Origin of the sequence: Methylobacterium sp. Leaf100 (assembly GCF_001422845.1) — a bacterium.
Classification (GTDB): Bacteria; Pseudomonadota; Alphaproteobacteria; order Rhizobiales; family Beijerinckiaceae; genus Methylobacterium.
In genome coordinates this window covers 117,266-140,649 of record NZ_LMMW01000002.1, presented here as the reverse complement: position 1 = coordinate 140,649, position 23,384 = coordinate 117,266, and the positions used below count along the sequence as shown (strand labels likewise).

Annotated in this window: 19 protein-coding genes, 1 tRNA gene and 1 pseudogene; 8 read left to right on the top strand and 13 right to left on the bottom strand. The window is 69.7% G+C overall.

Features of this window, described 5'->3' with window-relative positions:
* Positions 1-145 precede the first annotated feature (145 nt).
* The 3 genes and pseudogenes from ASF25_RS03690 to ASF25_RS23965 form a co-directional block, all read left to right on the top strand.
* Positions 146-550 (top strand): hypothetical protein, encoded by a 405-nt coding sequence (locus tag ASF25_RS03690; RefSeq protein WP_056303316.1) that lies wholly within the window; start codon positions 146-148, stop codon positions 548-550.
* Between the two features lie 73 nt (positions 551-623).
* A complete protein-coding gene (locus ASF25_RS23860; RefSeq protein WP_280137319.1) occupies positions 624-758 on the top strand; it encodes a hypothetical protein in 135 nt (44 codons plus the stop codon).
* Between the two features lie 114 nt (positions 759-872).
* A pseudogene (locus tag ASF25_RS23965) lies at positions 873-1,949 on the top strand (recombinase family protein); the annotation flags it as partial.
* Positions 1,950-2,198: 249 nt separating this feature from the next.
* On the opposite strand, the gene ASF25_RS23960 reads toward ASF25_RS23965, so the two are convergent.
* Together ASF25_RS23960 and ASF25_RS03675 are read right to left on the bottom strand one after the other, a co-directional pair.
* A complete protein-coding gene (locus ASF25_RS23960) occupies positions 2,199-2,522 on the bottom strand; it encodes a hypothetical protein (protein ID WP_348271320.1) in 324 nt (107 codons plus the stop codon).
* Positions 2,511-2,585 (bottom strand) — tRNA-Glu (locus tag ASF25_RS03675). The genes ASF25_RS23960 and ASF25_RS03675 overlap by 12 nt, the downstream gene beginning before the upstream one ends.
* Before the next feature lie 200 nt (positions 2,586-2,785).
* On the opposite strand from ASF25_RS03675, the gene ASF25_RS03670 reads away from it, so the two are divergent.
* On the top strand, positions 2,786-3,790 hold the full coding sequence (locus tag ASF25_RS03670) for an RluA family pseudouridine synthase (RefSeq protein WP_056303310.1): 1,005 nt from the start codon (positions 2,786-2,788) through the stop codon (positions 3,788-3,790).
* A gap of 261 nt (positions 3,791-4,051) precedes the next feature.
* Entirely contained in the window at positions 4,052-4,942 is an 891-nt protein-coding gene (gene rpoH, locus ASF25_RS03665; protein ID WP_056173774.1) for an RNA polymerase sigma factor RpoH, read from the top strand.
* A 77-nt stretch (positions 4,943-5,019) separates the two neighbouring features.
* Here rpoH and ASF25_RS03660 read toward each other — a convergent pair whose 3' ends face one another.
* The 5 genes from ASF25_RS03660 to purB form a co-directional block, all read right to left on the bottom strand.
* A complete protein-coding gene (locus ASF25_RS03660; RefSeq protein ID WP_056303308.1) occupies positions 5,020-6,450 on the bottom strand; it encodes a hypothetical protein in 1,431 nt (476 codons plus the stop codon).
* A 79-nt stretch (positions 6,451-6,529) separates the two neighbouring features.
* Positions 6,530-7,822, bottom strand: coding sequence for an adenylosuccinate synthase (locus tag ASF25_RS03655; RefSeq protein WP_056173780.1), 1,293 nt, complete (start codon positions 7,820-7,822; stop codon positions 6,530-6,532).
* A gap of 169 nt (positions 7,823-7,991) precedes the next feature.
* Positions 7,992-8,285, bottom strand: coding sequence for a hypothetical protein (locus tag ASF25_RS03650; protein ID WP_056303306.1), 294 nt, complete (start codon positions 8,283-8,285; stop codon positions 7,992-7,994).
* Between the two features lie 199 nt (positions 8,286-8,484).
* Positions 8,485-9,345, bottom strand: a complete 861-nt coding sequence (locus ASF25_RS03645) for a D-amino-acid transaminase (RefSeq protein WP_056303304.1) — start codon at positions 9,343-9,345, stop codon at positions 8,485-8,487.
* A gap of 60 nt (positions 9,346-9,405) precedes the next feature.
* The gene (gene purB / locus ASF25_RS03640; RefSeq protein ID WP_056173791.1) at positions 9,406-10,713 is read right to left on the bottom strand and encodes an adenylosuccinate lyase; all 1,308 of its coding nucleotides are present in this window, start codon (positions 10,711-10,713) and stop codon (positions 9,406-9,408) included.
* 376 nt (positions 10,714-11,089) lie between these two features.
* Between purB and ASF25_RS03635 the strand changes: the two genes are divergently transcribed.
* Positions 11,090-13,234, top strand: coding sequence for a TonB-dependent siderophore receptor (locus tag ASF25_RS03635; RefSeq protein WP_056303335.1), 2,145 nt, complete (start codon positions 11,090-11,092; stop codon positions 13,232-13,234).
* A gap of 37 nt (positions 13,235-13,271) precedes the next feature.
* Here ASF25_RS03635 and ASF25_RS03630 read toward each other — a convergent pair whose 3' ends face one another.
* Both ASF25_RS03630 and ASF25_RS03625 read right to left on the bottom strand, forming a co-directional pair.
* On the bottom strand, positions 13,272-13,898 hold the full coding sequence (locus ASF25_RS03630; RefSeq protein ID WP_056303302.1) for an alpha/beta hydrolase: 627 nt from the start codon (positions 13,896-13,898) through the stop codon (positions 13,272-13,274).
* 62 nt (positions 13,899-13,960) lie between these two features.
* The gene (locus ASF25_RS03625) at positions 13,961-14,887 is read right to left on the bottom strand and encodes a ring-cleaving dioxygenase (RefSeq protein WP_056303300.1); all 927 of its coding nucleotides are present in this window, start codon (positions 14,885-14,887) and stop codon (positions 13,961-13,963) included.
* 92 nt (positions 14,888-14,979) lie between these two features.
* Here ASF25_RS03625 and ASF25_RS03620 point away from each other — a divergent pair, with 92 nt between their 5' ends.
* Entirely contained in the window at positions 14,980-15,951 is a 972-nt protein-coding gene (locus tag ASF25_RS03620; RefSeq protein ID WP_056303298.1) for a LysR family transcriptional regulator, read from the top strand.
* On the opposite strand, the gene ASF25_RS03615 is transcribed toward ASF25_RS03620, so the two are convergent.
* The 4 genes from ASF25_RS03615 to ASF25_RS03600 form a co-directional block, all read right to left on the bottom strand.
* Complete coding sequence (locus ASF25_RS03615; protein ID WP_056303296.1) at positions 15,896-19,354, bottom strand: SbcC/MukB-like Walker B domain-containing protein; 3,459 nt, start codon at positions 19,352-19,354, stop codon at positions 15,896-15,898. The two genes, ASF25_RS03620 and ASF25_RS03615, sit on opposite strands and share 56 nt — an antisense overlap.
* Before the next feature lie 88 nt (positions 19,355-19,442).
* Positions 19,443-20,075, bottom strand: coding sequence for a DUF4194 domain-containing protein (locus ASF25_RS03610; RefSeq protein WP_056261993.1), 633 nt, complete (start codon positions 20,073-20,075; stop codon positions 19,443-19,445).
* 74 nt (positions 20,076-20,149) lie between these two features.
* Positions 20,150-20,416, bottom strand: coding sequence for a hypothetical protein (locus ASF25_RS03605; RefSeq protein WP_056173812.1), 267 nt, complete (start codon positions 20,414-20,416; stop codon positions 20,150-20,152).
* Between the two features lie 138 nt (positions 20,417-20,554).
* The gene (locus tag ASF25_RS03600) at positions 20,555-21,931 is read right to left on the bottom strand and encodes a Wadjet anti-phage system protein JetA family protein (protein WP_056303295.1); all 1,377 of its coding nucleotides are present in this window, start codon (positions 21,929-21,931) and stop codon (positions 20,555-20,557) included.
* 189 nt (positions 21,932-22,120) lie between these two features.
* Between ASF25_RS03600 and ASF25_RS03595 the strand changes: the two genes are divergently transcribed.
* The gene (locus ASF25_RS03595; RefSeq protein ID WP_056303293.1) at positions 22,121-23,362 is read left to right on the top strand and encodes an acyl-CoA dehydrogenase family protein; all 1,242 of its coding nucleotides are present in this window, start codon (positions 22,121-22,123) and stop codon (positions 23,360-23,362) included.
* The last annotated feature ends 22 nt before the right edge of the window (positions 23,363-23,384 follow it).

The window sequence follows — 23,384 nt, the reverse complement described above, 5'->3', positions numbered from 1 at the left end:
CCTGCCGTAGCTTGGCAACGATCTCCTCGGGCTTCGGGTGCTTTGCCATCTTGTCCGTCCTCCAGGCTCAAAAGCCATACCAAAGAGCGGACCACTTCAATGGGGGCTGACCACTCACGCGATCACTATCTACGGTTGTCAAGGATTGACGACCGAAACAGCCTTCGTCTGGACCGATCCCGGTCTCGACCGTCACGATGCCTTCGTGGCGGCGAGCCGGGCGCGGGGTGAGACGCGACTGTTCGTCGACCGCACCACTCTCGACGCCAAGGTGCGAGGCGAACGCAACCTCACGGACCGTCTTCGCACGGTCGAGCCCGCGGAACGCCGTGCCACCCTCGCACGCCTGCTCTCGCACTCGGGCGAGAAGGCTTCCACGCTCGACGTCATCGATGCGGCCGGGCCGGCCGCCACGCAAGCCGGATCGATGCCGGTCGACGCCGCTGTCGGCGCGATCCCGGCCGATCCACCGGCACCGGCATCGTCGCGTCCGACCCCGGGGCAGGAACGGACCCGTCGGCGCAAGCGCGAGCTCGGCCTCGATGGCTGAGCGTGGCCACCCTGAACGCGGGCGACGCCGCCCTCGCGTGCAAAAGTCCGCGCCGCGATCCCCGCGCCGTCCTGTGCGCGACGTCGCGTGTCGGCAGGTCGTCGACGGCCTGCCACGCCCGGTTCCGGTCGGCCGCGCCGAGCTCGACGTGCTGGAGACCTATCTCGGGCCGGAGATCGATGCGCTCTTGCGCGCCATGGGTTGCTGAGGGCGCATCCGATGTCGAGCGTCCACGACAAAGCTGTGGAGCAAGATCTCGGGTTGGCTCTTTGGAAAATGAGCTGCACTAAACTTCGATCCGTTGTTGCGTGAGGACTGATCCATGACGATGCATGCTCGCAAGTCCAAGATGATCGTCCGCGCCGACGGGCCGCTGCGCGCGGCCGGCTATTTGCGGGTCTCGACCGGGCGACAAGCGGAATCCGATCTCTCGATCCCCGACCAACGCAAGCAGATCGCCGCTTTCTGTTCCGCCAAGGGCTGGCCGGTCATCGTCGAGTATGTCGAGCCGGGCGCCTCGGCGATGGACGATGCGCGACCCGAGTTCCAGAGGATGATCGAACGCGCCAGTGACGGCGACCGCCCCTTCGACGTCATCGTCGTGCACAGCTTCAGCCGGTTCTTCCGCGATGCCTTCGGCCTGGAGATGTACGTCCGCAAGCTCGCCAAGGTCGGCGTGCGCCTCGTCTCGATCACGCAGGAACTCGGCGACGATCCCGGCCAGGTCATGATGCGCCAGCTCATCGGGATGTTCGACGAGTACCAGAGCCGCGAGAACGCCAAGCACGTGTTGAGGGCGATGAAGGAGAACGCCCGGCAGGGCTTCTATAACGGCGCCACGCTCCCGCTGGGCTACGGGCTCGAAGAGGTCGAGAAGCGCGGCAACCGGGTCAAGAAGCGCCTCGCCATCGATCCGGTCGAAGCCGAGACCGTGCGGTTGATGTTCCGGCTCTACCGACACGGCGACGGCAGGTCCGGTCCGCTCGGCATCAAGGCGCTGACCTGCTGGCTCAACGAGCGCGGTTACCGAACCCGACGCGGCGCCCGCTTCGGGGTCGCGACCATCCACGGCATCCTGACCAATACCGTCTACATCGGCGAGTGGGTCTTCAACCGACGCGACTCCAAGACGCTGATCGAGAAGCCCAAGGCCGAGCACATCACGATCGACGTGCCGGCGATCATCGACCGGTCCGAGTTCGAGGCGGTGGCCGCGACCTTGAAGGCGCATAACCCACGCACGACACCGGCCCGGGTCGTGACCGGACCGATCCTGCTCACCGGCTTGGCCACCTGCGCGACCTGCGAGGGAGCGATGACGATGCGCACCGGCACCTCGAAGTCGGGACGGGTCTACACGTACTATTCCTGTTCGGAGCACAACCGAAAGGGTAAAACAGGCTGCACCGGTCGCTCGATCCCGATGGGCAAGCTCGACACCCTGGTGACCGATCACCTCGTGGCCGAGTTGCTGCAGCCCGATCGGCTGCGCGCGACGCTGGCTTCCCTGTGGGCTCTGCGATCCGAGCGGGCGGCCGAAGTCGACGGCCGAGTCTCCGCTCTTCGCGCTGAGGTCACAGTAGCGGAGGACAAGCTCAAGCGGCTCTACGCGATGGTCGAGGAGGGCGTCACCGACCTCGACGACATTCTACGAGAGCGGCTGTCGGCGTTGAAGCTGGAGCGCGACCGCGCCAAGGCGGCGCTGGGTCGTGTCCAAGTCGCCGAGCGTCCAGCGGCGGCCATCGCCCCGGAACTGGTCGAACGGTTCGGGTCGTTGATGCGCGAGAACGTCACGACTGGCGAGATCCTGTTCCGCAAGGCTTGGCTGCAAGCGATCGTAGACCGGGTCGAGGTCGACGACGACGTCATCCGCATCATAGGGGACAAGGCCAACCTGGAAGCTGCGATCGCGGCAGATGGCGCAAGCGCCAGTGCTGGTGTTCGCAGATCTGTACGGAAGTGGCGCGCCCACGGGGAATCGAACCCCGGTCTGATCCGTGAGAGGGACCTGTCCTAACCGCTAGACGATGGGCGCGGTCTTCAATCCAACGCGGCACCCTTGGGGCACCGACGCCGCTTCCCGTTCACTCCGATCCCGTGGGACCGTCCGGCGGGAGGAAGCTTCCCGGCGGTGTGGCGATCGTATAGCGACGGTCCGGCGAGGGAGCAAGTGCCCCCGCGCGTGATTTTGCGCGGTCCGTCCGGGTCGCGGTGAACGGGGCGGAGGGACGATCGTTGCAGCAACCAGAGGACCGTCGGGCGACACTCGCCGACGACGTGACGCCGGAGCGCCTCGACCGCGCCCTGGCGCGGGCATTCCCGGACGTGTCGCGGGCGCGCCTGCAGGATCTGATCCGGACCGGCCAAGTGACACGCAACGGCGCGGTGGTGCTCGATCTGTCGGTGAAGGTCGGGCCCGGCACCGAACTCGCCGTGACGATCCCGACCGCCGTGGCGGCGACCCCGCAGGGCGAGACCCAGGATCTCGTCGTGGTCTACGAGGACAGCGACCTGATCGTCATCGACAAGCCGGCGGGTCTGGTGGTCCACCCCGCGCCCGGACATGATTCCGGCACCCTGGTCAACGGCCTCATCGCCCATTGCGGCGACAGCCTGTCGGGGATCGGCGGCGTGCGGCGGCCGGGAATCGTCCACCGTCTCGACAAGGACACGAGCGGGCTCCTCGTGGTGGCCAAGAACGACCGGGCGCACAAAGGCCTGACCGAGCAGTTCGCCGATCACGGCCGCACCGGCCCCCTGGAGCGGGTCTACCGCGCCCTGGTCTGGGGCGTGCCCGAGCCGCGCGTCGGCACCATCGACGCCTATCTCGCCCGCAGCATCCGAAATCGTGAGAAGATCGCCGTGGTGCGGGCCGAGACGGGTCGGGAGGCCATCACGCACTACCATGTCGAGGAAGCCCTCGACGCGATGGGTCTGGTCGCCCTGGTCCGGTGCGAGCTGGAGACCGGACGCACGCACCAGATCCGGGTGCACATGAGCCATCGCGGCCACCCGCTCCTGGGCGACGCCGTCTACGGCAGCGCGTTCAAGACCAAGGCCACGCGGCTGGGCGAGGAGGCCCGTGCCGCGCTCCTGGCCCTCGGGCGTCAGGCCCTGCACGCCAGCGTGCTCGGCTTCGCCCATCCGCGAACGGGCGAGACCCTGCACTTCGAGTCGCCGTTGCCGCCCGAGATGGAGGCGCTCCTGTCGGCGCTGCGGAGGAAGGGGGCGACGACCTGAGGGAACGCAGTACCCGCGTGGCGCATCTGTCACGGTCAAGCCCGGACCCGAAGGGCGTGCGGAACGGCACCGCCCGGCGCGGCGTTTCGTGTCACCCCTGAGCCATCGGCGACATCGCGCGTTGACCGCGATGTTCGTTGGGCGAGCCGCCTTCCGGGGTGTTCTGTTTCCCGGTAGAGATGGGGAGCCGAAACGCCGGCTCAAGGGAGCGGCGGTTCGGTTCGGGTCCGCCCATTCGGGGACCATTCAAGGAGGAAGACCATGGCCGGCGCATTGCCCGTGCTCGCCACCGAGGGTGGCCTGTCGCGCTACCTCGATGAGATCCGCAAGTTTCCGATGCTGGAGCCGAACGAGGAGTTCACGCTCGCGAAGGATTGGCGGGAGAAGGGCGATCGTGGCGCCGCCCATCGCCTCGTCACCTCGCACCTGCGCCTCGTGGCCAAGATCGCCATGGGCTATCGCGGCTACGGCCTGCCCATCGGCGAAGTCGTGTCCGAGGGCAATGTCGGCCTGATGCAGGCGGTCAAGCGTTTCGAGCCGGACAAGGGCTTCCGCTTGGCCACCTACGCCATGTGGTGGATCAAAGCGGCGATCCAGGAATACATCCTGCGCTCGTGGTCCCTCGTGAAGATGGGAACCACCGCCAACCAAAAGAAGCTGTTCTTCAACCTGCGCAAGGCCAAGGGCCGCATCTCGGCCCTGGAAGAGGGCGACCTCAAGCCGGATCAGGTGGCGCAGATCGCCGTCAAGCTCGGCGTGCCCGAGCAGGAGGTGATAGACATGAACCGTCGCCTCTCGGGCGACACCTCCCTCAATGCGCCGTTGCGCGAGGAAGGCGAAGGCGAGTGGCAGGATTGGCTCGTCGACAACAGCCCGAGCCAGGAGACGGTGCTCGCCCGTGAGGAAGAAGGCCAGAACCGGCTCTCGGCCCTGCGCGATGCCCTCTCGGTGCTCAATGCCCGCGAGCGCCGCATCTTCGAGGCGCGGCGTCTGGCCGACGATCCGATCACCCTCGAAGACCTGTCAGGCGAGTTCGGCGTCTCGCGCGAGCGCGTGCGGCAGATCGAGGTGCGTGCCTTCGAGAAGATCCAGGAGGCGGTCAAGCGCAACCTGGCGTCCCGCGAGGCACCGCGCGCAGCCGCCCACGCCTGAGCGGAGCGACGACTTCAAACGACAAGGGCGGCCCGAAGCGCTCGGGCCGCCTTTTTCGTGTCAGCGGTCCCGGCCCGTCAGCGCCACTGCGCGAAGGCTTTCTCCATCACCTGCGTGCCCGCCGCGCCCTTCTCGAAATTGATGATCGCGCGCGCACCGGAGTTGAACTTCACCGCGAGTTCGAGCCAGTTCCGGTGAAGGAGCAGGTCGGTGTTGCGGTCGATGTCGTTGCGCAGGGACGACAGACCGATGAGGAACAGGTTCTCCCGCACCCGTACCGGCAGGCCCGAGACCGGCGACCCGCGGGCATTCTCCTCGTCCTTGGCCTGAAGCAGCCCGATGTCCTGCACCGTCCGGCCCGCGGCATTGGTGCCGTCCGTGGTGAAGGCGAGCTCGATGGTGTGCGATGCCGGCAAGCTCGCATCGAGATTGCGATTGATGGTCATCTGCAGGGTGATCCCCGCCTCGGGGAACTCCACGTTCGCGCGAACGGCCGTTTCGAGGGCCTGACCGCGCTCGCCGTTCACGGTTTCGAGGCGCCAGAGGACGCGCCCCTGCACAACGGTCGGCTGGGCGTTGGTGGCGGACGTGTTCTCCTCGTAGAGGACGGCGCGCTGCGCCACGGAGACGTCCGGCTGCACGGCGCCCGCCGAGGAAGGCGCCTGCGCAGGCCGTGCCGGCGCCGGCGGCGCCACGGGGTCGCCACCGATACGGTCGGCATACTTGGTCTCGGCGCTGTCCTGCGCCGTGTCCTGTTGCTCGGCCAGGGGTTGCAGGTCGGCTGGCTTGTCGCGCAACAGAAACGCCGCCACCGCGATCAGGCCGATGACAGTGAACAGCACGGCTCCCACGACGGCGTTGCGCAGGAGGCGCGACCGTCCGGCCCGCGGCGCGACCACGTCGATGCGCGGGCGCTGACGGGCACCGCCCGCATCGGCCACGAAATCGTCGGACGCCGGTTCCTGGGCGGACGCGTCCGTCGAGGACGACACCGCCTCGGCGGCGGGATCGGCCACGGCGGCGGGCGACCGACCCTTGCGGGCCTGGATCGGGATGATCGGCGCGCTCGCCGGCTCCTCCGGCGGCATGAACGGGGTCCGGCCGAGGTCCGGCGGGGGCGCCGGCGGCAGGAACGGCTCCGGGGCCGGAGCGGTGGGGCGCAGGGGCTCCGACCCGGGGGCGTCGGGCAGCGATTCCGGCAGATCCCGCAACGCATCCGCTGTGACGGGCTGCTCGGGCTCGGGCTTGAGTTCCGGCACGGGCTCGGACGGAGGCTCGGCCAAGGGCTCGGGGGCCGGAGGGCCGTGCTCGGTCTCGAGCCGATCGATGGCGGTCTCGAGGGCCCGCGCCTCAATATCGATATCCGCCTCGGACAGGGGGGGATCGAGGGAGCGAAGCTGGCCGATCAGGGCGCTGCGCGCGCGCTCGTACACGGCCTTGCGAAGGGCCGGCGAACGGTCCGGCATCGCTTCGAGGGCGCGCGCCAGCAAGGGGTAGTAATCGGCCATCGTGACTGGGGTCCGCTCAACTCAGGGCGGGCCGGCACCCCGCCCGAGAGCGGATGCGCCGCCCATCCTCTCAGACGCGTTAATCCTCGAAGGGGCTGTGCATCAGAATGGTGTCGTCGCGCTCCGGCGAAGTCGAGAGCAGCGCCACCGGCGCACCGATGAGTTCCTCAATGCGGCGCACGTACTTGATCGCCTGAGCCGGGAGATCGGCCCACGAGCGGGCCCCCGCCGTCGTGCCCGACCAGCCCTCGATATCCTCGTAGATGGGTTCGACCTTGGCCTGCGCCGCCTGGTTCGCCGGCAGGTGGTCGATCACCTGTCCGTCGAGGCGGTACCCGGTACAGACCCGGATGGTCTCGAACCCGTCGAGGATGTCGAGCTTGGTCAGCGCGATGCCGTCGATGCCCGAGGTCTTCACGGTCTGGCGCACCAGAACGGCGTCGAACCAGCCGCAGCGGCGCTTGCGCCCGGTGTTGACGCCGAACTCGCGGCCCTTCGCGCCGATGGTCTCGCCGATCTCGTCGAACAGCTCCGTGGGGAACGGACCTTCGCCGACCCGGGTGGTGTACGCTTTCGCGATGCCCAACACGTAGCCGATGGCCGAGGGCCCCATGCCGGAGCCCGTCGCGGCCTGCGCCGCCACGATGTTGGACGAGGTCACGAACGGATAGGTGCCGTGGTCGACGTCGAGGAGCGCGCCCTGCGCGCCCTCGAACAGGATGCGCTTGCCGGCCCGGCGCTCCTCGTCGAGGAGCTTCCAGACGGTGTCGGCGTAGGGCAGGATGGTGGGCGCGATGGCCTTCAGTTCGGCGAGCAGGGCGTCGGCATCGACCTCCTCGATTCCGAGGCCGCGCCGAAGGGCGTTGTGGTGGGTCAGGACCCGCTCGATCTTGGCGGCCAGCGTGCTCTCGTCGGCGAGATCGACGACCCGGATGGCGCGGCGCCCGACCTTGTCCTCGTAGGCCGGTCCGATGCCGCGCTTCGTCGTACCGATCTTGAGACCCGCGTTCGATGTCTCACGAAAATGGTCGAGCTCGCGGTGCAGAGGTAGGATCAGCGTGGCGTTATCGGCGATCCGCAGGGTTTTCGGCGAGATCTCGACGCCCTGGGCCTGAAGCCGGGCGATCTCATCGACGAGGTGCCACGGATCGACCACGACACCGTTGCCGATCACCGACAACTTGCCGCCCCGCACCACGCCCGAGGGCAGCAGGGCCAGCTTATAGGTCACGCCGTTGATCACGAGGGTGTGGCCGGCATTGTGGCCGCCCTGGAAGCGCACCACCACGTCGGCCTGCTCGGAGAGCCAGTCGACGATCTTGCCTTTGCCTTCGTCACCCCATTGGGCGCCTACGACGACGACGTTTGCCATTCACTCAAGACCTGTCCCGAGGACCCGCGCGAAAACGATCCGGCCATGGAGGCCGGACCGTCCCACGTTCCTCGGGTCTTTCTGCGATCCGTAGCCGGAAATCAAGCAACTGGCCGATCCGGCTCCGAATCACCGGGGGAATACGTACCGTGCGGTCGCCCGAGGGCGGCTACTTGGCCTCGGTGCCCGGCTCGCGACCGGGGAGGTCGCCCGGCTTGATCACCGGCATGGAGCCCGGGTTCGGATCGGACGGGCGCACCACCATGCCGGGGGCCGTGTTGCCCGGCGGCTTGATCACGCCGTCGTTCTTCTCGAGTCGGTCGCTCAGGGTGCCACCGGTGCCGGGCGGGCCGGCATCGGGCTGAATCTTGTCGGGAACCGGGCTGCTCGGCGCCGTCACCTGAGCGAAGGCGGCGGTCGCCAGCAGGCTCAGGCCGGCGGCCAGGGGCCATATCATGCGCATCGTGACACCTTCTGGAAGACAGGGTTCGTGCCGGAAGAACCGATCCGGGGCCGATGCGTTCCTGGAGTGAGTGCGTTCCTGGAGTGAGTGCGTTCCTGGAGTGAGTGCGTTCCTGGAGTGAATGTGTTCCTGGCGTGAGTGTGTTCCTGGCGTGAGTGTGTTCCTGGCGTGAGACGGATGTCCTGCGGCCGTGCGGGATTCAATCGCTCGCGCGGGCGAGTTCGAGGTAGAGTTCGCGCAGGCGCAGGGTGTGGGGGCCGGGGGCGCCGGTGCCGATGGGCTGCCCGTCGAGTTCCACCACCGGCATCACGAAGGCCGAGGCGCTGGTATAGAACGCCTCCGCCGCCGCGTGGGCCTCGGCCACGGAGAACAGGCGCTCCTCCAGGGCAAGGCCGGATTCGGCGGCGAGACGCAGCACCGCCTGCCGGGTGATGCCGGGCAGGAGCGCCGTCGAGAGCGGACGGGTCACCAGGGTGCCGCCGGCCGTGACGATGAAGGCCGTCGACGACGAGCCCTCCGTCACCGCATCGTCCTCGACCATCCAGGCCTCGCTGACGCCCGCGGCGGCGGCCTGCTGCTTGGCGAGCACCTGGGCCAGCAGCGCGATGGACTTGATGTCCCGGCGCTTCCAGCGAAGGTCCGGCACGGTGATCACCCGGGCGCCCTTGGCCGCCAGGGGGTTGGCCGCCACGGTCTTCGCCTGCGTGAACATCATCACGGTCGGCGCGGTGCCGGCCGGCGGATAGGCGAAGTCACGCTCGTACACGCCGCGCGTCACCTGCATGTAGACGAGGCCCTCGGTGACGCCGTTGCGGGCGACGAGCTCCGTCTGCAGGGCGACCCACTCGGCCAGCGTGTGCGGATTGGCGATGTCGATCTCACCGAGCGACCGGTCGAGGCGGGCGAGATGCGCTTCGTTGTCGACGAGGCGGCGATCGAGGATCGCCGAGACCTCGTAGATCCCATCGGCGAACAGGAAGCCGCGATCCATGATCGGCACCCGCGCGTCTTCGAAGGGGAGGAAGTCGCCGTTGAGGTAGACGATGCGGGGGTTCGACACGGAGCGGGACCTTTGAATCGCCGATGGGAAGGGCGCGACGCAGGATTCGTGCGACGGGGCTCAGGAAGCCCCGAACACCCGTGAAAAGATCGTGTCGACGTGCTTGAAGTGGTAGCCGAGGTCGAAGCAGGCCTCGATCTCCGCCGGGCTCAGGGCGGCGGTCACGTCGGTGTCGGCCTTGAGCAGGGTGAGGAAGTCGCCCTCGCCGCGCCAGACCGGCATCGCGTTGCGCTGGACCAGGCGGTACGAATCCTCGCGCGAGACGCCGGCCTGGGTCAGGGCCAGGAGAACGCGCTGCGAGTGGACGAGGCCGCCGAGCTTGTCGAGGTTGCGCTGCATCTGCTCGGGATAGATCAACAGCTTGTCGATGACGCCGGTGAGGCGGCCGAGGGCGAAATCCAGGGTCACGGTGCTGTCCGGGCCGATCATCCGCTCGACGGAGGAATGCGAGATGTCGCGCTCGTGCCAGAGGGCGACGTTCTCCATGGCCGGGAGGGCGTAGGAGCGCACCATGCGGGCGAGGCCCGTGAGGTTCTCGGTGAGCACGGGGTTGCGCTTGTGCGGCATGGCCGAGGAGCCCTTCTGCCCTTCCGAGAAGAACTCTTCGGCCTCCAGCACTTCCGTGCGCTGGAGGTGGCGCACCTCGATGGAGAGGCGCTCCACCGAGCTCGCCACCACGCCCAGCGTCGCGAAGAACATGGCGTGGCGGTCGCGCGGGATCACCTGGGTCGAGACCGGCTCCGGCGACAGGCCCATGGCTTTCGCGACGTACTCCTCCACGCGCGGATCGATGTTGGCGAAGGTGCCGACGGCCCCCGAGATGGCGCAGGTCGCCACTTCCTCGCGGGCCGCCACGAGGCGGGCGCGATTGCGCTCGAACTCGGCATAGGCCTGGGCGAGCTTGAGGCCGAAGGTGACGGGTTCGGCGTGGATGCCGTGCGAGCGGCCGATGGTCGGCGTCAGCTTGTGCTCGAACGCCCGGCGCTTGATCGCGGCGAGCAACGCATCGACGTCGGCGATGAGGAGATCCGCGGCACGCACGAGCTGCACGTTGAAGCAGGTGTCGAGAACGTCCGACGAGGTCATGCCCTGGTGGACGAAGCGGGCCTCGGGGCCGACGATCTCGGCGAGATGGGTGAGGAAGGCGATGACGTCGTGCTTCGTCACCGCCTCGATGGCGTCGATGCGCGCGACATCGAACACGGCGTCGCGGCCCTTCTCCCAGATCGTGTCGGCGGCGGCTTTCGGCACCACGCCGATCTCGGCCAGCGCCGTCGTGGCGTGGGCCTCGATCTCGAACCAGATCTTGAAGCGGGTCTCGGGCGACCAGATCGCGGTCATCTCGGGGCGGCTGTAACGGGGGATCATGGGCGCCTCGGAGGTTTTCGCGATGCAGACGGGTGCTGAGGGGCGCCTAGCATGGGCGGGGGTGCGGCCTCAACCGAAGTCCAGCGGCCCGGGAGGCCCTAACAAATGTGATATTTTTATCAAGATACTGGAGTTTCGATTACAATCTGGAAACATTCCGATGTCGAAGGAGGACGAATTTCCTGTCCATTGCGGGCAACTTAACCGCCTTACTGGACCGGCTCTTAGAAGCACTCGAAACTGGAAACCCTCCTAACCTCTTCAAATCGCTTGCCGTTTTCACGCCCGGACATACAGGAGCTTTCGGCCGCGTGAAATGTTTCGCGCCGGCGACGACGCGCCCTCGATTCGGGCGATACGACGAAAGTTCACGATCATGCTTCGGCGACGGGATGGGCAGGCGGTAGGGCTCCTGCTGGCGGGGACGTTCGCGGCCGGGACGGCACAGGCACAGATCGCGACGCCGGCGATCGGCAGCGCGGTCACCCTCGATCAGCTCAGTGTGGAGGGCGCGGGCGGCACCGTCGGCTACCTCACGAAGCGCACCCGCTCGGCGACGAAGACCGACACGCCGCTCATCGACACGCCGCAATCCGTGACGGTGGTCACCCAGCAGCAGATCCGCGACCAGGGCTTCCAGAGCATCAACGAGGCGATCCGCTACGTGCCGGGCATCATCCCGCACCAGGGCGAGGGCAACCGCGACGATCTCGTGATCCGCGGTCAGCGCTCCAACGCCGATTTCTACGTCAACGGCGTGCGCGACGACGTTCAGTACTTCCGTGACCTGTACAACACCCAGCGCATCGAAGTGCTCAAGGGCCCCAATGCCCTCGTCTTCGGTCGCGGCGGCGGCGGCGGCGTCATCAATCGCGTTCTGAAGGAAGCCGACGGCACCCCGATCCGCGAGGTTCTGGTCCAGGGCGGCCAGTTCTGGAACAAGCGCGTGGCGCTCGATGTCGGCGACCGGGTCAGCGACAGCGTATTCTTCCGGATGAACAGCGTGTTCGAAGATACCGGCACCTACCGCGACTTCGTCGACATCCGCCGCTACGGCTTCAATCCGACGATGACCTTCCTGCTCGGCCCGGCGACGACGCTGAAGCTGTCGTACGAATACTTCCACGACGAGCGCAACACCGATCGGGGCATTCCCTCGCAATTCGGGCGACCGTACAATTACCGACGCAACACCGCGACCTACTTCGGCAATCCGGATCTCAGCGTCGCGCGCATCGACGCCAACATCGCCACCGCGACCCTGGACCATCGCTTCGATTCCGGTGTCGACCTGCACAGCACCCTTCGCTTCGCCGATTATCAGAAGTTCTATTCGAACGTCTATCCGGGCGGGGCGGTCAACGCCGCCGGCACGTCCGTGAACATCACCGCGTACAACAACGACACTCCCCGGACGAACTACTTCTCGCAGAACGACTTCACCTATAAGTTCGACACCGGCCCCCTGAAGCACACCCTGCTCGCCGGGTTCGAGCTCGGCTATCAGGAAGGCCGTGCCTTCCGCGAGGAAGGGTTCTTCGCCAACGGCGGCCTGACGCTGGCCGTCAACCCGCGCTTCCCGACGACCCGCGCGCCGGTCAGCTTCCGGAACACGACCGGCGCCAACACCCGCTACGACCTCGGGCTGGCCGCCGTCTACGCACAGGACCAGATCGAGATCGGGCCGCACCTGCAGTTCATCGGCGGCCTGCGCTACGACCATTTCGACTTCAAGGCCGACAACCTCAACGCGACCGGTTCGACCCCCGTCCGCACCACGCGCATCGACAATCTGCTCTCCCCCCGGGCCGGCGTCGTGGTGAAGCCGTTGGACAACCTCGCCTTCTACGGCAGCTACAGCGTCTCCTATCTGCCCTCCGCGGGCGACCAGTTCAGCAGCCTCGCCCCGGGGCTGGCGATTTCGCAGCCCGAGCGGTTCGAGAACGGGGAGATCGGCGTGAAGCTCGACGTCTCGCCCGTGCTCCAGCTCACCGGAGCCCTGTACAACCTCGACCGGTTCAACCAGCGCCTCGCCGATCCGAACCGGGCCGGCTTCTTCCTGGCCACCGGCCAGACCAACACGCAGGGCGCCGAGATCGGAGCCAACGGCTACGTCACCGAGTGGTGGCAGGTGGCCGGCGGCTACGCCTTCACCGACGCGACCATCGTCAGCGGCTTCGGCACGGCGGCCCAGGGTGTGCGACCGGGGAATCGGGTCGGCCTCGTGCCGTTCAACGCCTTCACCCTGTGGAACAAGTTCGACGTGACGCCGCAATTCTCGTTCGGCGTCGGCTACATCCAGACCGGCCACACCTTCGCCTCGGCGGACGACACCGTCCGCCTGCCGGGGATCACCCGCTTCGACCTCGGACTGTTCTACCGGGTGAACGAGTTCGTGCGGGCCCAGGTGAACATCGAGAACCTGTTCGACCGGCGCTACATCGCCACCGCCGACGGCAACAACAACATCACCCCCGGCGCACCGCGCCTGGTGCGCTTCCAGGTGGTGGCGAACTTCTGAGCCGGGCAGGGGCGCCGGCCCCGTGGCCGGCGCCCCTTCAGATCGCGAGTCCCGCCAGCCAAGCCTCCGCCGTCGTCACGTCGGCCTGGGACAGACCGTGCCCGACGGGGAGTACGCCGTGCTCGACCCGGGCGCCGGATCCGCGGAAGCGCTCGGCCAGCGCTCGCGCGTTGGCCTCCGGAACGATGGGGTCCTGCGCGCCGGAGAGCATCAGCAGGGGCACCCCCGTGAGGTCGAACGCCGGCGGCTGGGCCAGCGGCAGCATCGGACGCAGGAGTACGGCCCCGGCAAGGACGCCCGGATGCAGCATCAGCAGGGCGGCGGCGATGTTGGCGCCGTTGGAGAAGCCGAGCGCCACGGGGGCGGGGAGGCCGTAGGCCGCCCGCGCGTCGGCGACGAAATCCGCCAGGTCTTTCGCGCGGCGGCGCACGTCGTCCTCGTCGAACACGCCTTCGGACAGGCGCCGGAAGAAGCGCGGCATCCCGTTCTCCAGCACAGGTCCGCGCGGCGACACCAGGGCCGCGCCCGGTGCCACGGCGCGGCCGAGGGGCAGGAGATCGGATTCGTCCCCGCCGGTGCCGTGCAGCAGGAGCAGGGGCGGACGGTTCGCACCGGGCTCGAAGCGGTGAACGAAGGCGAGGGTCTTCGGGGTGGACGCGGTCATGGCGGACCTCCGGGTGTCACGAGCGGCCCCGGCCCGCGGGAATGCGGGCCGGGGAAGACTGGTCAGGCGAGGGGCGGCAGGGCCGCCTCGATCCGGGCGCGGTGCAGCTCGAGGCCGGCAGGCAGCTTCAACCCCGTGCCGAGGTCGGCGATGGGCTCGTCCACGCTGAAGCCGGGCACATCGGTAGCGATCTCGAACAGGATTCCGCCGGGCTCGCGGAAGTAAACCGAGCGGAAGTAGGCCCGGTCGCGCTGCTCGGTGACCCCGAGCCCGTGACGGGTGGTGAGGCCCTCGACCATCGCCGCCTGCGCGGCGTCGTCCGCCGCCCGGAAGGCGATGTGGTGGACGGAGCCCGCCCCCTGGCGGCCCCGTAGGAATTCACCCACGGCCCGCAGGGTGACGAAGCCGCCCTCCGCGGCCCCGCTCGCGTATCGGGTCGAGGACCCCTCCCGCGTGTCTTCGGTGAAGCCGAGAACGTCGGTCAGGATCGCCGCCGTCGGTCCGGCCTCGCCGAGCAGCAGGGTGACGCCGTGCAGGCCCCGGATGGCATGCTCGGCCGGCACGGTACCGGTCCAGGCGGACGCCTCGCCGGCCTCCGCGACACCCACGAGGGCGAGCATCGTCCCGTCGGGATCGCGCAGGCGCAGGGTCGGCTCGCCCATCACCGCGACCGGCGCGTCGTGGACGATTCCGGCTTCGACGAGGCGCTGCAGCCACCAGCCGATGGAGGCGCGGGGCACCCGGAACGCAGTCTCGCTGGTCTCGCCGATGCCGACCCGGCCGGGGGCCGCGTCGGCGATGGGAAAGAACGTCAGGATCGTGCCGGGCCGGCCGGTCTCGTCGCCGTAATAGAGGTGATAGGTGCCCGGATCGTCGAAGTTGACGGTCTTCTTCACCAGCCGCAGGCCGAGGACCTCGGTGTAGAAATCGAGATTGCGCAACGCCGAACCGGAAAACGCGGTGACGTGGTGGAGTCCGTGATGGGTCATGCTGCTGTCTCCTTCTGCTGGAGACAAGATGGCCCTTGCCGCATCCCGCTAAAACGGAAACGATGGAAACACATCATTTCCGGAATGCAGGTATGAAACTCCCCGATTTCGAAGCTTGGGCGGTCTTCGCCAAGGTGGCGGAGACCGGCTCGTTCGGGCAGGCCGCACGCGACCTCGGGGTCGCGCCCGGCACCGTGTCGAAGGCGGTGGGTCGCCTGGAGGCCCGCATCGGCGCGCGCCTGTTCCACCGCACCTCGCGAAAGCTCGCGCTGACCGAATCGGGCCTCGCGGCACGGGACGGGGCGGCCCGGCTGCTCGCCGAGGGCGAGGCGGCGGAGGCGCAGGCCCGCGACGGAGCCGCCGCGCCGCGCGGGCGGGTGCGGCTCGCGGCCCCGATGTCGTTCGGCGTGATGCACGTCGCGCCCCTGCTGCCGGACTTCCTCGCCGCTCATCCGGGCCTGACCATCGACCTGCATCTCGGCGACGCCCTCGTCGACCTCGTCGGCGGCGGGTTCGACCTCGCGCTGCGCATCGCGGCCCTGCCGGATTCGTCCCTTCGGGCGCGCCGGCTCTGCACGGTCCACCGCTCCCTCGTGGCCGCCCCCGCCTACCTCGCCGCGCAAGGGCGGCCGGAGCATCCGCGCGACCTCGCCCGTCACGCCTGCCTCGGTTACGCCTACCTGCCGAGCCCCGACCGCTGGCGCTTCCTCGCGCCCGACGGCACCGAGGCCGTGGTGATCCCTGGCGGGCCGCTGCGCGCAAACAACGCCGACGCCCTGGCGCCGGCCCTGCGCGCCGGGCTCGGACTCGCCGTGCAGCCGGACTTCATGCTGTGGGACGATCTCGCGGCCGGACGGCTGGAGCGGGTGCTGCCCGGGTGGTCGGCCCCGCCCATCGCGCTCCACCTCATGACGCCGCCGGGCGATCCGCGCCCGGCCCGGGTCACGGCCTTGGCCGACTACCTCGCCCGCACACTCTCGGCGGCGCCCTGGGCGCGCGGCACCGACGTCACGCAGCCGCACCGGGCAGGCGAAACCCCTCGATCCCCTGGCGTTCCGGGTTGATGGCGGCGAGCGCGCGCTTGGCCGCTTCCAGGGGGTGCTCGGATTCGATGCGGACGCCCTTCAGGTCCGGGCTCTTGTAGACGGTGACGATGGTGTCCATCACCTCGGTGAGCGTGGTGCGCTTGTCCTCGGGCGCGGCGATGAGGAGCTGCAGGCCCCACGCCTGGTAGAGGTCGACGAGGGCTTGAGAGTTGCGCACGTCGAGCTTCGAGAACGCCTCGTCGAGGAGGCAGAGGCCGAGCCCCGGATTTTCGTCGCCCGGTCGGTCGCCGGGATAGTAGGCCGAGGCCAGGGAGGCCGCGATGGCGACGTAGAACGGCGCCTGCGCCTCGCCGCCGGAGCCGCGCAGAGCCCGGTTCGACATGGTGGTGCGGTTGCCGGCGGCATCGCGCATGCCGATCTCGTAGACGAAGTAGTTGCGATAATCGGCCAAACGCGCCGCGCTCTCCTCACCGGCGATGAGGGCCGAGATCTCCTCGATGGCGGCCGAGAGCGGGCCTTCGGCCGGCGTCTCGCCCTGGCCCGGCAGGACCGCCTGCGCCGCATCGGGCGAGCGTGCGACTTCGGTGGCGAGCGCGTGGACGGCGGCGTAGCGCCGGTCGACGGCGGCCTCGAAGGCGTAGGTCTGGCCGGTGAAGGTCTGGCTCGACAGGCGTTCGTTGAGGGCGTCGAGGCGGGCGCGGACGCGCTCGAACTTGTCGGCGAGACGCGTCAGCAGGTCCTCGGTCATCAGGCGGCGCATCTCGCCTTCCGCCCGCACGGCCTGATCGCGGTAGCGCCTGAGCTCGTGGCCCGCGACCTCGTCGTAGGCGCGCCGGGTCCAGCCGTAGCCGAACGAGGCCGGAGCGTCGCCGCGCCCCAGAGGGTTGTCGATCCGCCACTGCACGCAATACTCGGCCAAGTCGCGCTCGGCGGTGCGGCCCTGCGTACGGGCCGTCTCGAGGGCCTCGCGGGCGGCGCTGCGGGCGGCGGCGGCGGCGGCCGCGAGTTCCTTCGCGTCGAGGCCGGCGAGGTCCGCCCGGGCCTTGGCCACGGCCCGCGGGTCGAAGCCCTCCGGACGCACGAGGCGGATGCGGACCGTGTCGCCGCCGACCCAGCGCGCATGCGCCGAGCGCCGGGCGGCCAGCGCCGCGCGCGCCGCCTCGCGGGAGGAGGCGACCTTGGCCTTCAGGCCCGCTTCCTCGCCCAGCAGGGCATCGCGCTTGGGTTCGAGCACCTGCACGAGTTCCGTGAGGTAGGCCGAACGCTCCTTCGCGAGCTCCTTCAATTCGGCTTCGAGGGCGCCGGTATCGGCCTTCTCGACGCTCTCGCGCTCGGTGGCGAGACTGCGGCGGCGGCCCTCGATGGCGTCGCACTCGGCCCGTAGGCCGGGCAGGTCGATGGGAGCCTCGGCCAGGCGCGCCCTGAGCTGCGCGGCGATGCGGGCGGCCTCGCGCAGCACGCCGGCTTCGCCGCGCAGGCGACGGGCCTCGGCCACCGCCCGCTCCATGGCCTCGCGGCCCTCCTGTGTCGGACCGCGACTGCCCCGCGTCATCATGAGCTGGACGGGACGGACCACCGAATAGGCCATGCCGGAGGTCGAGCGCCCGCTCGGCGCCACGGCCCGGCTCATATGCGCGAGGGCCGCATCGTCGGGGGCGAGGTCGTACCCGCCCAGCCGCGCGGCGAGGAACGCCTCGGCGTGGGGATCGCGGGTCTCGATCATGCCCAAGGGGCCGTCGTCGTAGCGCCCGCCCCGGCGCCGGGCCGTGTCCGTGGTCTTGACCAGAAGGCAGCGGTAGAACTGTGCTTTCCGGGCTTCGAGATGGGCGAACGCCTGATTCAGCCGGTCGGGCTGCACCACCAGGGCCTCGCGGGCACCCCCCAGAAGGCCCTCCAGGGCCATGCCCCATTTCGGCTCGACGATCTCGGCGAGTTCGCAGACCGGCACGGCGTCGATGCCCAGCCGCGCGAGTTCGTCCCGGAACGCCGCCACGTCCGAGGACAGGCGCGCGCCCTTGGCCGCCCCGCCGCCGGCGAAGGGCGCCGAAAGGCCCTGCGCCTCCGTCTCGGCGGCGCGGGCGCGCAGGGCCATGTCCTCGGCCGCCGTATCGAGGGGGCCGGCGATGTCGGGCATGTCGACGAGCGCCGTCACCAGGGCATTCAGGGGCCCGTCCGAGCGAAGCGTTTCCTCCGGCGGGGCCTCGCGGCGGAGCCCCGCGCGGGCGCAGGCCTCGACGAAGCGGGCCGCACCCGGATCGACGCGGCGGACCTCGCCGATGACCGCCGTCAGGCGGGCGACGTCCTGGATCAGGCCGACGAGGCCCGTCACCCGCAGGGTGAGGTCGCGTCGGTCGCGGGTGAGCACGGCGAGGCCCGCATCGGAGGCGGCGAGCCGCCCCTGCGCGTGGGTCCCGGCCATGAGGGCCTTCTTCTGCGCGATCTCGCCGTCGATGTCGCGCACGAAGCCCTGGCTGGTGGCGACGCTCTCGCGGGCGATGCGCAGGCGCTCGGCGACATCGGCGAGGCCGGTGCGGGCGGTTGTGTATTCGACGACTCGGCGGCGCAGATCCGCGCCGGCGGCCCGCAGGTCGTCGAGGGCCGCCGACAGGCTCGCCTCCGCCCAGGTCTCGTAGCGGGCGAGGATGCGGCCGAGATGCGACAGGCGCCGCTCCAACTCCTCGATGGTCTCGAGGAGACGGCGCCAGTTCTCCACCGACTGGCGGATGCGGGCGACGTCGAGGGGCTCGGGCTCCAGCACGAAGGAGCGCACGAAGGCGGAGGAATCGAAGATCGGCTTGAAGGCGACCGCATTGGAGAAGGTGCGCAGGAAGTGGCGGGGTTCGGGCACCGGCGCGCCCTCGCGCAGGAGCCCGAGCACCTCCGCGGTGAAGCGCTCGCCGGACGCGCGGAACTCCTCGAAGGTCTCGGAGCGGATGCGCAGATCCTTGGCGATCTCGGCCCAGGGCGCGACGAAGGAGCCGTCGGGCGTCTCGCGGACGTAGTCGGCGATCTCGAAGCGATGGCCTGTGCAGACGAAGCGCGACAGGGTGGTCTCGCGGCTGTCCTCGGCCCGGGCGCTCAGCGCCAGCCCAACGGAGACGACGCGGCCCGAGACCGGGTTCTCGAACACGAGGACGATGAGGGTCTCGCAGGCCTCGCGAGTCGGGCGGCCGCCCTCGGCCGGGTCGCTGATCCAGCCGAGGCAATAGTCGCGCACCGTGCGGGCCGAGCGGCCCGACGCCGAGGCGTTGAGCGCCAGACGGCTGGCGTTGTTGCCGGCCAGCACCGTGCCGACGGCATCGAAGATCGTCGACTTGCCGGCCCCCGTCGGCCCGACGAGGGCCGTCGCGCCGCGGATACGAATCTGCTCGCGCCGGATCAGGTACCAGTTCGAAAGGGCGATGTCGGTGAGGCGATACACTGAGGCCGGGTGATTTTTGCACGCTGCGAAGGATCGTCGGGCCTTCGCTCGCATGGCCGGGGGCGGCGAGGCAAGCCGGCCGGGGCGATCAGGCGGCGTCATCCCCGGCCGAAGCCCAGGCCCGGACGTGCTCCATCCAGGCGTCGGGCGAGAGCACGCCGATGCCGGGCAGCACCATCAGGGGCGTGAGCTTTTCGGTCTTGTCGCGCTCGCCCAGGCGCAGGGCGCCTTTCCGGGAGAACAGCCGCAGGATCTCCAGCAGGCGGGTCTCCTCCGGCGGGTCGCTGCGGGTGGCGGTGCGGATCGATTCGGCGATGTCGTCGGTGGTGCATTCCACCACCCCCTCGGTGGTGACGCGGTGGTCGCGAAGCCCTTCCTCGTAGGCGAGCCGCAGGGCGAGCAGCACCAGGGTCTCGTCCTTGCGCAGGCGCTCGGCCTGACCGTCGTGGCGCACGCCCTCCGGGGGCACGCGCAGGAACACCATCTGGTCCCGGTGCGAGACCTCGAAACCGTACCCGAGGCAGGCGAAGTAGCTCTGGAAGAACGGCGCGTAGTGCCGGGCGAGGTCGTAGGTCCGGCCGATGCCGGGGGTGCCGGAATAGACGCACTGGCTCTTGAGCAGCACCTGCAGGGCGCGGGTCAGCTCCTCGTCGGAGGGCGCACGGGCGCCGGGCGGCGGCGGCTCGTCGCCGTCAACGATGGCGCGGAAGGCTTCGAGCATGGCGGTGGTCCGGGAGCGAATGGGACGCGCGAGGCCGCGTGTCTATCCGCCTCCCGCCGGTCGCGCCAATCCGCTCAGGCGGCGGCGGCTTCGGCCCGGAACAGGGAGATGCACTTGGTGTCCCGGTGCATGCTGAGGATCGAGGCCCGGTCGAGGGACGGGTTGGCGGCGAGCACACGGCGGACCTCGGCGACGATGCTGTCGTAGCGCGCCGCGTCGTAGTTCTGCTCCAGGGGGCTCACGGCGATGTACGTCTCCACCACCAGCACCCGTTCGCAGCGCTCACGCCCGACCTCGACGGCGACCCAGGCGGATTTGATCAAGCATTTGCCGGATACCATGGCCCATCTCCCGAAGACGCGACGTTCTTCCGCGCCGCGCGTCGGAGACCAGGATGAACCCTGTCTTCGCAGATGCCAAGGGTGGTCGTTGCATGGGACACCGAAGTCTCGCGGCGATCGAATATTGCGCCGCAGCACTCAGCGTGTGCGTTCCAGCAGGAAGTCCGGGCAGTCGAGCCAGCCGTTGGCAACCCGGCCCTCGACCCGCGAGAGGCGGTAGCGACCGCTCAGGCTCCCGTCGAACAGCACGTCGATCTCGCGCAGGCGCTGGAACACCACGAAGGCATCGACGTCGGCGATCGGCATCTGCGAACCCCGCACGGCGCCCTTGCGCCCGAGCCGGCCCTCGAGGAAGTCCACCATCCGGTCGGGCGTCACCGCCACGCGGTGGCGGAACGCGTCCTTTGCGGCGATGAAGGCCTCCACGGCCGGATCGAGGAAGAGTTCCGGCAGGGGCTCGCAGTCGATGGGCGGGCGCTTGAGGCGCGGCGCGTAGAGGTGGACGGCGCCGATGGGCGGGCGCAGGAGCGAGATCCCGGCCGGTGGCATGCCCTCCATCGGCGCATCGGTGCCCGCCACGGCGCGGAGCGCCGCGGCCGTGCGTTCGATGCGGTCGGAATCCCGGTGGTCCATGTAGCGCAGGGCCGCCGCGATTCGCCGCTCCAGGCGGGCGACGATGTCGGCCACCGCGTCGAGGTGACGGTCGAGGCCCTCGAAGATCGCCAGGATCTCGGCGAGATCCGCCCGCACGGCCCGCTCGGCCACCTCGACATCGGGCGCACGGCCCTCGCGGATCCCGGCCTCCGCCAGGGCCCGCAGGGTGAGGGGATCGCGCAAGGCGCGGCCCGCCTCGCGCACGATACCGGAGCGGAAGCGGAACGGGTTCAGGCGGGTGTGCAGGGTGCGGTAGTCGCTGACGATGTGGCGGGCCACGAACTCGTCGAAGTAGAGCCGGAAGGCCGCGCGCTGGTCCTCCTGCGCCAGGATGCGCGCCTCGATCTTGCGCATGGAGCCGGCGAGCGTCCGCAGGTGGCTGAGGAAGGCCCGCGACGCCTTGGCGGCGTTGACCAGGGCCTCGGAACGCTCGGCCGGGTTGGCGATGGCGCTCTCCAGGCTGCCCAGCACATCGAGCACGGCGCCGCCGTAGGAGCGGGTCTCGCCCCGGTCGAGGCGGGCGAGTTCCTCGATGAGGATGCGGGCCTCGGGGTCGAAATCCACCACCGGCACGTAGCGCTCGCGCCGCTCCACCAGCCAGCCGGAGTCCAGCAGGCGCCGGTAGACGGCCGAGCGCCGCTCGATGGGATCGACGGGCGTGGTCTCGTCGTCGGCGATCTCGCCTTGGGCGTAATCGGCGGAGAAGTCGCCGATGGCGGCGAGCAGCTCGGTCTTGCGCAGGGGCTCGGCCGTGTCGCCGAACACCCGCGCGTGCAGGTGCAGCAGCAGGGCGGCGTTGAAGGCCCGGCTCGGGGAGGCGAGGGGCCGGAACAGGTCGTCGGACAGGCGGGTGAACAGCATGGGACTGGGACGGACTGCAGCCCGCCGGAACGGCGTCTGTCAATCGATCCGAGGCCCGTAGCGGACCGAACGGGCGGTTTCCCTGGGGGAAGCGACCGTCCGGGTGGCAGTGGGTGGCGGGAACGCGGACATGCTAGGACGGACGGCAAGGCGCCGCGAAGGCGTCACCGAACCATCACGGGAGACCCCATGCCGAAGCCGGATCAAGAGCCCCGTCGCAGACAAGAGCCCCGTCCGCCCGAACTCGTGACGCCGTGGCGCACGGAGGCGCGCGCCGCCCTGCAGTCCGAGGCCCGAGCCTTCGCCCGCGACGTGGTGATGCCCATCGCCGACGAACTCGACCGGCAGAAAGCCGAGATGCCGCGCACGCTCATCGACGCCATGGCGCGAAAGGGCTGGTTCGGCATCACCATCCCGACGGAGCATGGCGGCCTCGGCCTCGGGGTGTTCGAGTATTGCCTCGTCTCGGAAGAACTCGCCCGGGCCTGGCTGTCCGTGGGCAGCATCCTCGCGCGGGGCCAGGGCCTCGGCACCCAGGTCCTCGACGAGGGGCGCCGGGGCGAGTTGCTGGCCCGCTCGGCCCGGGGCGAATGGATCGGCAGCATCGCCCTGTCGGAGCCGACCGCCGGCTCGGATCTGGCCGGGGTGCAGACCCGCGCGGTGCGCGAGGGCGACACCTGGGTGCTCACCGGCACCAAGCGCTGGGCCGGCTTCGCGCAGGCGGCCGATTTCGTCGAGGTTCTGGCCCGCACCCGCGATCCGGAGCCCGGCGAGTCGCGCTCGGCCGGCCTCGAGCCGTTCCTGGTGGTCAAGGAGCCCGGCACCTTCCCGGCCGGCATGACCGGCCAGGTGATCGACAAGATCGGCTATCACGGCTTCCTCACCTTCGAGCTCGCCCTCGACGGCGTGCGCGTGCCCGAGAGCGACCGGCTCACCGGCCTCTACGGCGACCAGGGGGCGGATGCCGATGCCGGCGGTTTCGCGTCCGTGCAGCGCGGTCTCAACATCGCACGGGTGCACACGGCGGCGCGCGCCGTCGGCGTCGCCCGGGCGGCGGTGGAGGATTGTCAGCTCTACCTGCAGGAGCGCGAGCAGTTCGGCCACCCCATCGGCGACTTCCAGGCCCTGCGCTTCGCCCTGGCCGACATGGCGGCGGAGGTCGCACAAGCCCGCGCGTTCTGGCAGCAGGTCGCGCATCTGCTCGATGCCGGCGAGGCGGCCGAGAGCGAATCCGCCATGGTGAAGCTGCTCGCCACCGAGATGGCCGTGCGGGTGACCAACCAGGCGATGCAGCTTCACGGCGGCAACGGCTACACCACGGAACGCCGGGTGGAGCGCTACTGGCGCGACGCCCGTCTCACCACGATCTTCGAGGGTACGAGCGAGATCCAGCGCCGGATCATCAGCGACCGGATGCTGCCGCGCCCCTGATGGAAGCGTCCCGGATGATGGG

Excerpts from the sequence above, each read along its gene's own strand:
- ASF25_RS03605 (WP_056173812.1), bottom strand. The coding sequence starts at position 20,416 with ATGGTATCCGGCAAATGCTTGATCAAATCCGCCTGGGTCGCCGTCGAG.
- ASF25_RS03660 (WP_056303308.1), bottom strand. The coding sequence starts at position 6,450 with ATGGCCGATTACTACCCCTTGCTGGCGCGCGCCCTCGAAGCGATGCCG.
- ASF25_RS03600 (WP_056303295.1), bottom strand. The coding sequence starts at position 21,931 with ATGCTGTTCACCCGCCTGTCCGACGACCTGTTCCGGCCCCTCGCCTCC.
- ASF25_RS03620 (WP_056303298.1), top strand. The coding sequence starts at position 14,980 with ATGAAACTCCCCGATTTCGAAGCTTGGGCGGTCTTCGCCAAGGTGGCG.
- ASF25_RS03635 (WP_056303335.1), top strand. The coding sequence starts at position 11,090 with ATGCTTCGGCGACGGGATGGGCAGGCGGTAGGGCTCCTGCTGGCGGGG.
- ASF25_RS03630 (WP_056303302.1), bottom strand. The coding sequence starts at position 13,898 with ATGACCGCGTCCACCCCGAAGACCCTCGCCTTCGTTCACCGCTTCGAG.
- ASF25_RS03650 (WP_056303306.1), bottom strand. The coding sequence starts at position 8,285 with ATGCGCATGATATGGCCCCTGGCCGCCGGCCTGAGCCTGCTGGCGACC.
- ASF25_RS03655 (WP_056173780.1), bottom strand. The coding sequence starts at position 7,822 with ATGGCAAACGTCGTCGTCGTAGGCGCCCAATGGGGTGACGAAGGCAAA.
- rpoH (WP_056173774.1), top strand. The coding sequence starts at position 4,052 with ATGGCCGGCGCATTGCCCGTGCTCGCCACCGAGGGTGGCCTGTCGCGC.
- ASF25_RS03610 (WP_056261993.1), bottom strand. The coding sequence starts at position 20,075 with ATGCTCGAAGCCTTCCGCGCCATCGTTGACGGCGACGAGCCGCCGCCG.
- ASF25_RS03625 (WP_056303300.1), bottom strand. The coding sequence starts at position 14,887 with ATGACCCATCACGGACTCCACCACGTCACCGCGTTTTCCGGTTCGGCG.
- purB (WP_056173791.1), bottom strand. The coding sequence starts at position 10,713 with ATGATCCCCCGTTACAGCCGCCCCGAGATGACCGCGATCTGGTCGCCC.
- ASF25_RS03595 (WP_056303293.1), top strand. The coding sequence starts at position 22,121 with ATGCCGAAGCCGGATCAAGAGCCCCGTCGCAGACAAGAGCCCCGTCCG.